The 2,249-nt window shown below is 68.7% G+C and carries 1 protein-coding gene; it reads left to right on the top strand.

Going from position 1 to position 2,249, the window contains the following annotated elements:
• Positions 1–2,217, top strand: a 2,217-nt coding sequence (locus tag FHW12_RS21010) for a hypothetical protein (RefSeq protein ID WP_220484599.1), incomplete at its 5' end; no start/stop codon positions are given.
• Positions 2,218–2,249: the final 32 nt, after the last annotated feature.

Genomic DNA, 2,249 nt, shown 5'->3' with positions numbered 1-2,249 from the left:
TCGGGCGGCTACACCGACACGATCTCGTCGGGCTTCAACAGCCCGATCGCGGGTCGCCAGGCCTGGAGCGGCAGCAGCGGTGGCTTCATCACGACCGTCGCGACCCTGCCGGTCGCAGCGACGGGCCAGCCGACCAAGCTGCGCTTCCGCACGGCTGACGACAGTTCGGTCGCGCCGAGCTCGGGCCCGGGCTGGTGGGTGGATTCGATCCACCTGTCGTTCGCGACGCTGCCGTCGGTGTCGAAGGCGTTCGCACCGAGCAGCGTGTCGCTCAATGTCGACAGCACGCTGACGATCACGCTGACCAATCCGACCACGACCGCCGCGACGCTGACGGGGAACCTCGTCGACACGCTGCCGGCCGGTGTCGTCGCGACAGCGGCCTCGGCGACCACGACGTGTACCGGCGGAACCGGCGCGAGCAACACCTCGGGCTCGGTCACGCTGGCGACCGGGGCGGTGATTCCGGCGAACGGTTCGTGCGTGGTGGCCGTCACGGTGCATTCGGCATCGGCGGGAAGCTACGTCAACACGATCCCGGTGGGTGCGCTGCAGACGTCGATCGGCAACAACGACACGGCGGCGAACGCGACCTTGACCGTGACCACGCCGCCGGTGGCGGTCGTCACGCCGAACGCGTTGTCGCTGACGGTCGCGGCAGGCGGCACGGGTTCGACGCCGCTGAACATCGCCAACACGGGTGGCAGCGCGCTGACCTACACGGTGAGTGAAGGCACCACGTCGATCAACGGCCACAGCCGCCTGCAGGGCAACAGCTATCGGACCGTGTCCAAGGCGGCGCAGGAGATGCGCGCGAAGTACGGCCCCGGCTCGCTGTCGCGTAACCCGAAGGCAGGCATGCCGCCGGCGATGCGTCGTCCGGTCACGCCGCTCGGCGCGCTGGAGATCTCGCAGATGGCCGACAACACCCCCGGTGACGAGGGCGTGTCCTGCGGCGTCTCGGGTACGTCGACCACGGCCAACAGCTGGTGGCGCCGCTTCTACTTCAGCGAGCATCCGGGCGTGGGTGCGAGCACGAACGTGAGCAGCGTGACGATCTCGTCCGGCAGCAACGGACCGAGTGGCGTGCCGGTGACGATCAACCTGTACACGATCCCGCACGGCACGGCGGTCGACACGATCCCGACGGCGTCGCTGACGCCGATCGGCACGGGCACGGGCACGATCGACAGCGGTCTCGTGTCGGTGACGATCCCGGTCAGTGGTGCGATCGCGGATACCGCCGGCAGCGACCTGGTGGTCGAGTTCCATATCGAGGCGGTCGCCACGGGCCAGTTCTTCCCGGGCGCGAACGCGACCACGGAAACGCATCCGACGTTCCTGTCGGCGGCGGACTGCGGCGTGAACGAACCGACGACGGCCAGCGCGATCGGCTTCCCGAACTTCCACATGACGATGGTGGTCGGCCTCGGCGGCACGCCGCCGGCGACCTGCGCGAATCCGTCGGATATTCCGTGGCTGAGCGAAGCGCCGGCCGGTGGCTCGGTCGCGGCGGGTGCGAACACGGACGTCAGCGTGACGGCGAACGCGGCGAGCCTCGCCGAGGGTACGTACACGGCGAACGTCTGTGTCGGCTCGAACGATCCGGTCACGCCGCTCGTCACCGTGCCGGTCACGCTGACGGTCGGACCCGCTCCGTTCGTGCTGTGCCCGAACAACGCGGAAGAGATCTTCTGCGACGGCTTCGATCCGGCCGGTGGCGGTGGCCCCGCGACCTACACGGATCGTGCGACGTTCATCACGCACGTGGCCCCCGGGTTCTACGAGAACGACTTCAGCGATCTGGGCAACAGCTCGGCGGCGGAACCGGCGCGCAGCTACAGCAGCGGCGGCTTCGGCTACACGGTCGACTCGACGCCGACCCCCGACGACCTGTGGTTCTTCCCGGGCGTGATGACGACGAACGGGTCGGCCGACCAGATCGTGGTGACGTTCACGAGTGGCACGGTGACGGCGGTCGGCGGCAACTTCTTCGCGTCGGACATCGCCGGCACGCCGATCCCGGGCAACGAGGTCGACCTGGCGCTGAGCGACGGCACGACGGAGACGTTCACGACGACCGACGAGAACGACTATCGCGGGTTCACGACGGCCGCGCCGATCACGAGCATCACGATCGACGCACCGAACCCGTCGGATCCGACCGACGGCAGCTGGTCCACGATGGACAACTTCCTCGTCGGCACCGCCAACTGATCCCGATCCTGGGATGAAACGCAGAGGCCTCC

It is taken from the genome of Dokdonella fugitiva, assembly GCF_014138265.1.
Taxonomy (GTDB): domain Bacteria; phylum Pseudomonadota; class Gammaproteobacteria; order Xanthomonadales; family Rhodanobacteraceae; genus Dokdonella_A; species Dokdonella_A fugitiva_A.
This window is presented reverse-complemented; position numbering and strand designations above follow the sequence as displayed.